At 40.1% G+C, this 6863-nt stretch carries 10 protein-coding genes; 9 read left to right on the plus strand and 1 reads right to left on the minus strand.

Going from position 1 to position 6863, the window contains the following annotated elements; genetic code table 11:
• Positions 1-43: 43 nt before the first annotated feature.
• From V6255_RS03280 to V6255_RS03315, 8 genes are all read left to right on the plus strand, one after another.
• Entirely contained in the window at positions 44-976 is a 933-nt protein-coding gene (locus V6255_RS03280; protein WP_341626862.1) for an urease accessory protein UreD, read from the plus strand.
• Between the two features lie 62 nt (positions 977-1038).
• The gene (ureA, locus tag V6255_RS03285; RefSeq protein ID WP_025566126.1) at positions 1039-1341 is read left to right on the plus strand and encodes an urease subunit gamma; all 303 of its coding nucleotides are present in this window, start codon (positions 1039-1041) and stop codon (positions 1339-1341) included.
• Positions 1342-1352: 11 nt separating this feature from the next.
• Entirely contained in the window at positions 1353-1694 is a 342-nt protein-coding gene (locus tag V6255_RS03290; RefSeq protein WP_341626863.1) for an urease subunit beta, read from the plus strand.
• Between the two features lie 2 nt (positions 1695-1696).
• The gene (gene ureC, locus V6255_RS03295; RefSeq protein ID WP_341626864.1) at positions 1697-3400 is read left to right on the plus strand and encodes an urease subunit alpha; all 1704 of its coding nucleotides are present in this window, start codon (positions 1697-1699) and stop codon (positions 3398-3400) included.
• 14 nt (positions 3401-3414) lie between these two features.
• Positions 3415-3903: an urease accessory protein UreE gene (gene ureE, locus V6255_RS03300; RefSeq protein ID WP_341626865.1), complete on the plus strand. Its 489-nt coding sequence runs from the start codon at positions 3415-3417 to the stop codon at positions 3901-3903.
• Positions 3893-4588, plus strand: a complete 696-nt coding sequence (locus V6255_RS03305) for an urease accessory protein UreF (RefSeq protein ID WP_341626866.1) — start codon at positions 3893-3895, stop codon at positions 4586-4588. Before ureE ends, V6255_RS03305 begins: the two co-directional genes overlap by 11 nt.
• Before the next feature lie 74 nt (positions 4589-4662).
• Positions 4663-5274, plus strand: a complete 612-nt coding sequence (gene ureG / locus V6255_RS03310) for an urease accessory protein UreG (RefSeq protein ID WP_341626867.1) — start codon at positions 4663-4665, stop codon at positions 5272-5274.
• A 38-nt stretch (positions 5275-5312) separates the two neighbouring features.
• The gene (locus V6255_RS03315; RefSeq protein ID WP_025566131.1) at positions 5313-5495 is read left to right on the plus strand and encodes a hypothetical protein; all 183 of its coding nucleotides are present in this window, start codon (positions 5313-5315) and stop codon (positions 5493-5495) included.
• 196 nt (positions 5496-5691) lie between these two features.
• On the opposite strand, the gene V6255_RS03320 is transcribed toward V6255_RS03315, so the two are convergent.
• Positions 5692-6045 carry a DUF2007 domain-containing protein gene (locus tag V6255_RS03320; protein ID WP_341626868.1) on the minus strand — a complete coding sequence of 118 codons (354 nt, stop codon included), beginning with the start codon at positions 6043-6045 and terminating at the stop codon, positions 5692-5694.
• A gap of 300 nt (positions 6046-6345) precedes the next feature.
• On the opposite strand from V6255_RS03320, the gene V6255_RS03325 reads away from it, so the two are divergent.
• Complete coding sequence (locus V6255_RS03325) at positions 6346-6552, plus strand: cold-shock protein (RefSeq protein ID WP_025566132.1); 207 nt, start codon at positions 6346-6348, stop codon at positions 6550-6552.
• Positions 6553-6863: the final 311 nt, after the last annotated feature.

Here is a 6863-nt window from a genome sequence, read left to right on the forward strand (position 1 = left end):
AAGCTGAATCGCTAATGTCAATATAAGTTAAAATAAGGGAACAATGATCACAACCGCGCCACTCTCTTCAGTCGCTACTGCTGCGACGAATATCAACGCTAGCAAGCCAGTGAAAAATCACTGGCTTGCTCATTTGCTCTTAGAATTCAGCAACACTCCTGTCGGTACACAATTGACTCGCACGCAACGTAAAGGGCCGCTTTCCGTTCAAAAAGCCTTTTACCCAGAAGGACGAGATTGTGCACATATTTACCTGTTACATCCGCCTGCTGGGATTGTCTCTGGTGATGAATTACGTATTAGTGTGGCAGTGAAAGAAGATGCGCATCTACTGTTTACGACACCTGGAGCAGGGCGCTTTTATCGTGCTCGAACCAACCTTGATATCGGCGATACAAAGCAAGCACAAATCACTCAGTTAACCTTAGAGGCTAACGCTAAGTGTGAAAACTTCCCACAGGAAACCATTGTTTACGAAGGAGCCGATGGTTTTAATACTGTTGATATCAAGCTCACTAGTAGCAGTGTTTATCTTGGTTGGGACATTACCTGTCTTGGATTACCCGACTCAGATGTACCCTTTGTGGACGGAAAATACTGTCAATTGAATCGCTTATATTGCGATGACATCTTGATTTACCATGACCGCATTGCGTTATCTCCCGCTAACCAACTCTTAACGCATCCCGCTGGGTTAGCAAACAACAGCGTCTTTGCGACTTTTTTAGCTTATGCGCCGCAAGTATTAAAACAGCCACAGCAACGCGCGGAGTTAGTGGCGTTATTACGTGACACAGTAACGGAGCAAAACGCACAGTCGTTGATCAGCATTAGTGATATCGATGGTTTATTGGTGATCCGCTATCTGGGGGCTCATGCACAACAATGCAAACAATTATTCATTAGTTTATGGGAAGTATTACGGCCTTTATTAGTCGATAAAACTGCGATACAACCAAGAATCTGGCATACCTAACAAGACTTTTGCATGAGAAGAGATCTTATTAGTAGCTAGCCTAAATAAAAAGAGAAAATGATATGGATTTATTACCAAGAGAAAAAGACAAATTACTGCTTTTTACTGCGGCACTATTAGCAGAGCGTCGTTTAAAACGTGGTGTAAAACTAAATTATCCTGAAGCGATGGCTTACATCTCAATGGAAATCATGGAAGGCGCACGTGACGGTAAAACCGTAGCTGAAATGATGGATTACGGGCGTACGTTATTAACCCGTGACCAAGTGATGGATGGCATTGCTGAGTTGCTTCCTGAAGTACAAGTTGAAGCAACCTTTCCTGATGGGACGAAGTTAGTCACTATCCATAACCCAATTATTTAATGGAGCAGCTTATGATCCCCGGCGAAATAAAAACGGATAGCGGTAATCGAGAGCTCAATGTTGGCCGTGAACAGTTAAAAGTCACCGTCGCAAATTCAGGCGATAGACCGATTCAAGTAGGTTCTCATTATCATTTTTATGAGGTAAACAGCGCGTTGGTTTTTGATCGTGAAATCACCAAAGGTTATCGTTTAGATATTACCTCAAGTACTGCGGTTCGTTTTGAACCGGGCCAAAAACGAGACGTTACGCTTATTCCTTATCGCGGTAAGCGTCGTGTATTTGGTTTCCGTGGTGATATTCAAGGCGACCTTCAAGTCGAGACTAAAAATAGCATTGAGGGAGAACAATAATCATGGCTAGCATTGATAAACATTCTTACGCACATATGTTTGGGCCAACAGTGGGCGATCGCGTTCGTTTAGCTGATACCGACTTATGGATAGAAGTAGAAAAAGACTTTACGGAATACGGTGAAGAGGTCACCTTTGGTGGCGGTAAAGTTATTCGTGATGGTATGGGGCAAAGCCAAGCGGCTTGTTCTGAGACCGTTGATCTTGTGATCACCAATGCATTGATCCTAGATCATTGGGGTATTGTAAAAGCCGATGTTGGTATTAAAGATGGCCGTATTGCCATTATCGGTAAAGCCGGTAACCCAGATATTCAAGACAATATTGATATCGAAATTGGTGCGGGCACTGAAGTGATTGCAGGCGAAGGCCAAATATTGACAGCTGGTGGCATAGACGCGCATATTCATTTTATTTGCCCACAGCAAATTGAAGAAGCACAAATGTCAGGTGTGACCACTATGATTGGTGGAGGTACCGGCCCAGCGACAGGCACTAAAGCCACTACCTGTACACCGGGTCCTTGGAATATCCATAAAATGTTGCAAGCAACCAATGACTTTGCAATGAATTTTGGCTTTTTAGGCAAGGGGAATGTGAGCTTACCAAAAGCGATTGAAGAGCAAATTGAAGCGGGTGTATGTGGTTTAAAACTGCATGAAGATTGGGGCACAACGCCAGCTGCTATTGATAACTGTTTGTCAGTGGCTGAGCGCTATGATGTACAAGTTGCGATTCATACTGATACCTTAAACGAGTCAGGATTTTTAGAAGATACGCTGGGTGCCTTCAAAGGTCGTACTATTCATACTTACCATACTGAAGGTGCTGGTGGCGGTCATTCACCGGATATTATTCGTGCTTGCGGTGAGCCAAATGTATTGCCTTCATCAACTAACCCAACACGTCCGTATACGATCAATACCATTGATGAGCATTTAGATATGTTGATGGTATGTCATCATCTAAACCCTTCAATTCCAGAAGATGTTGCCTTTGCTGATTCACGTATTCGTAAAGAAAGTATCGCAGCTGAAGACATCATGCATGACTTAGGTGCAATCAGTATGATTTCGTCTGATTCACAAGCGATGGGACGTGTTGGTGAAATGATCACACGTACTTGGCAAACAGCCCATAAGATGAAACAACAACGTGGCCCGTTAACGCCTGATACAGAGCGTAATGATAATTTCCGTGCTAAGCGTTACATTGCTAAATACACAATCAACCCAGCAATCAGCCATGGTATTAGCCATGAAGTAGGGTCGATTGAAATAGGAAAAATGGCGGATTTAGTGTTATGGAAACCTGCATTCTTTGGTATTAAACCCTCGATGATTTTAAAGTCAGGCTTTATTGCCGCTGCACCAATGGGCGATGCGAATGCATCAATCCCAACGCCACAGCCGGTTTATTATCGTCCTATGTTCGGTTCATTTGGTAGCGCAGCAGCACAAACGTCAATGACCTTTTTATCGCAAGCAGCAATTGATAAAAATGTACCTGAAATAGCAGGGATGACTCGTTTAGTTGGAGTGTGTAAAAACACCCGTAATATTGGTAAAAAAGACATGATCCACAATGACTGGATGCCAAATATTGAAGTGGATTCACAAACCTATGAAGTGCGTGCAAACGGTGAGTTATTGACCTGTGAGCCGGCTACTGAACTACCGTTAGCACAACGTTATTGTTTGTTTTAAGTTAGGAAAAAACAATGTTACAAGTATTTGAAAGGTTGGATCATACGCATGATGAAATCAGTGATTCGATCACACTAGATCATGACACGCGTAAAAAATCACGCATTAAAGGTGTTACTGACAAAGGTGCTGATATTGGCATTTTTGTAGAGCGTGGACATCCTTTGTTAGTCGGTGAAATATTAAAAACAGAATGTGGTTTATTGATTGAAGTAAAAGGGCAAGCGGAAGCCGTTTCAACTGCGCTTGGCACTGATTGGTTAACCTTCAGTAAAGTCTGCTATCACTTAGGAAATCGCCATACGACATTGCAAGTCGGTGAGTTATGGGTGCGTTTTAAACCGGATCACGTGTTAGAAGAACTTGCTGAAAACTATGGCTTAACAATCGATAAAGCACCTGCCGTTTTTGCACCTGAAAATGGCGCTTATGGTAAACGTAGTGGGCATTCGCATGGACATTCTCACTCTCATGCACATTCAGAGCATAGCCATGAACATTAATATAGCGAGTCCGATTAAGCTTAATCGACTGCTACAATTATGTAGTGCGAATTTACCAGTTGGTGGGTTTTCATTTTCACAAGGGTTGGAATACGCGATTGAAATGGGCTGGATAAACAATCAAAAAACGACTTTTGAGTGGATTGAGTTAAATCTCAATGAATCCATTGCCCGTACTGATTTAGCCTTATTAAAACGATTGTATCTCGCCTTAGAAAATAATGATTTTGAAAGCTTTAAAGAGCATAACCAACATTTAATTGCTTGTCGTGAAAGTAGCGAATTACGCCTTGCTGATGTCGCAATGGGTAAAGCATTGATTCGTTTATTAAAACAATTAGATACTGTGGATAGTGAGCCTTATAGCGAATTATTTAAACAATCTGAAAGCAGTTTTGTCAGTGTTTTTGCGATTGCAGCGTACCTTTTTAAGTTAGATTTAATCTCAGCACAAAGTGGTTATTGCTGGACGTACCTTGATAACCAAGTAGCAGCAGCCACTAAATTGGTGCCATTAGGACAAACTCAAGCACAAAATTTACTGTTTGAATTAAGCGATAAAGTGGAAGGGGCGATCAGTCTTGCCAACCAACTTGAAGATGATGATATCGGTGCAAGCTTACCGCGATTGGCGATGGCAAGTGCCTGGCATGAAACACAATATACGCGACTGTTCCGCTCTTAAAGTAACAGCTTAGGCTTAAACAGTTATCTGTTTTAAGTGTTTAAAAGTGATTTTAGAAATATGAGAGAAAGATAATGAGAAAAAAACAACTATTACGTATCGGTGTCGGTGGCCCAGTCGGCTCAGGTAAAACCGCTTTATTAAGCCAATTGTGTTTAGCACTACGCGACAAATATGAAATGGCTGTCGTCACTAACGATATCTATACACATGAAGATGCACAATTTTTAACACGTAATGATGCGTTAACGGCTGACCGTATTATTGGCGTAGAAACAGGTGGTTGTCCGCATACGGCAATCCGTGAAGACGCCTCAATGAACCTAGCGGCCATTGATGAATTGCATGAACGCCACCCTGATTTAGATTTTGTATTAGTGGAAAGCGGCGGCGATAACTTAAGTGCAACATTCAGCCCTGAACTATCAGACTTAACTTTATACGTGATTGATGTGTCTGCAGGTGATAAAATTCCGCGTAAGGGTGGCCCAGGTATTACTAAGTCTGATTTGTTGATCATTAATAAAATTGATGTTGCTGATTTGGTTGGTGCATCATTGGACGTAATGGATCGAGACGCGAAGAAGATGCGCGGTGATAAACCATTTATTTTCAGTAATATGAAAACACAACAAGGGTTAGCTGAAATCATCGAGTTTATTGAAACGCAAGGTATGCTCAAATAAGCACTATTTATATATTATTATGTTGGAAAGGAATAACCATGAAATTTTTTACTTTAATTTTTACCTTGTTACTAAGCACGCAAGCTTTTGCTCATACTGACCATGCACTAGGCGAAGGCGCAATACATTTACTTTACCATGCTGTTTTCTGGGGATTATTTGCTGTTGTCGCAGTAAAAGGTGTGCTTTATTTCAAAAACAAGAAAAAATCTAAGCAATAGAATATTGTTTAATTAGTCTTTTATTGACGAGGCAATGTCGTCATATCTTGATATTGCCTTGCCTACTTATCGGTGAGTTGTTTTCTATTATTCACTTTATGAGCTTAGTATTGGCCCATCTGCGCTTATTACGCTTTTTTAAACCACCCACAGTCCGTGCATTTTCTACCGTGTTTATAAAAAAATAACGGAAATCCTAAAAATATAAAAAGAATGAAAGCCGGCTTCTTATCTTTGGTGTAGTTGTTAGTAGTTGGTAATAGTTGACTAAATTAGTACTTTTACATTGCGTGCAGTGTTCTGGTGTTGCTTCGAAAATAGAATCTACATCCTCTGAAAAGTTTAATGCTAAAACCGCTTTTGCTTCAACTTCAAACTCCTCTGGCACGTATAACCTAACTCCCCCTATCGCATCAGAATAAAGCCATTGCATATTAACAGTGTGTTTATCAGCTATATGCGCAGGAATACCTTCACTCTCTAAACTGGCTTTAGCTATATGTGCATCCAAAGGAAATGAATAGTTAGATATGACGACAAACCGACTCATAACGCTCTATAACTTTATTGATAGTGGGGTGACTAGCTTAGTTGAAATAGTCAGGAGATAAAGCAACTGATAGAAATCGAGTTTATATCAGATATTTAATGCTTTTTATCTTAATGATCTATTGACTTAATCTAGGAATTCTATACTATACAACTCAGCAGAAATAAAGCCTATTGTTTACATTCTCCATTACGTTGTCTTATTAATAATACCTCGTCTGAAGTTTTTAAGTTCCAGTCTAATTTTACGCTATTCAAGCCTATTGAAGGCAATTTTTATTAAATTTTACAGGATATTATTATGTCTAAAGTTCAAGGTACGGTTAAGTGGTTTAACGAGTCTAAAGGTTTTGGTTTCATCGAGCAAGCGTCTGGTCCAGACGTATTCGCACACTTCAGTGCAATTGCAAGCGAAGGTTTCAAAACTTTAGCTGAAGGCCAAAAAGTAGAATTCACTGTAAGCCAAGGTCCTAAAGGCCCGCAAGCAGAAAATATCGTAGCTCTATAAGCTCTGATATTTTAGTGCCTTAAAGCACTAATAATTCTAAGAGAATGGTGAATCTGAAAAGATTCGCCATTTTTTTTGCTTTAAAAAAAGTGAACATATAGATCACCAATCAACCGCTGTTAACCGTTTAAACTAACTTCTGAATATATTGAGGTAGAGCGCATATGGATAGTGTTTTTTTAGGTGATATTAATCATCAACATGAAGAGCTGTTCAATTTATAGATTTTAGATTTAGAAGATTTGTAGGTTTAGATATTTGTAGGTTTAGATATTTGTAGGTTTAGATATTTGTAGGTTTAGATATTTGTA

The organism is Psychromonas arctica (genome assembly GCF_038155225.1).
Taxonomy (GTDB): Bacteria; Pseudomonadota; Gammaproteobacteria; order Enterobacterales; family Psychromonadaceae; genus Psychromonas; species Psychromonas arctica_B.

Excerpts from the sequence above, each read along its gene's own strand:
- V6255_RS03305 (WP_341626866.1), top strand. The coding sequence starts at position 3,893 with ATGAACATTAATATAGCGAGTCCGATTAAGCTTAATCGACTGCTACAA.
- ureC (WP_341626864.1), top strand. The coding sequence starts at position 1,697 with ATGGCTAGCATTGATAAACATTCTTACGCACATATGTTTGGGCCAACA.
- V6255_RS03315 (WP_025566131.1), top strand. The coding sequence starts at position 5,313 with ATGAAATTTTTTACTTTAATTTTTACCTTGTTACTAAGCACGCAAGCT.
- ureG (WP_341626867.1), top strand. The coding sequence starts at position 4,663 with ATGAGAAAAAAACAACTATTACGTATCGGTGTCGGTGGCCCAGTCGGC.
- V6255_RS03290 (WP_341626863.1), top strand. The coding sequence starts at position 1,353 with ATGATCCCCGGCGAAATAAAAACGGATAGCGGTAATCGAGAGCTCAAT.
- V6255_RS03320 (WP_341626868.1), bottom strand. The coding sequence starts at position 6,045 with ATGAGTCGGTTTGTCGTCATATCTAACTATTCATTTCCTTTGGATGCA.
- ureA (WP_025566126.1), top strand. The coding sequence starts at position 1,039 with ATGGATTTATTACCAAGAGAAAAAGACAAATTACTGCTTTTTACTGCG.
- ureE (WP_341626865.1), top strand. The coding sequence starts at position 3,415 with ATGTTACAAGTATTTGAAAGGTTGGATCATACGCATGATGAAATCAGT.
- V6255_RS03280 (WP_341626862.1), top strand. The coding sequence starts at position 44 with ATGATCACAACCGCGCCACTCTCTTCAGTCGCTACTGCTGCGACGAAT.
- V6255_RS03325 (WP_025566132.1), top strand. The coding sequence starts at position 6,346 with ATGTCTAAAGTTCAAGGTACGGTTAAGTGGTTTAACGAGTCTAAAGGT.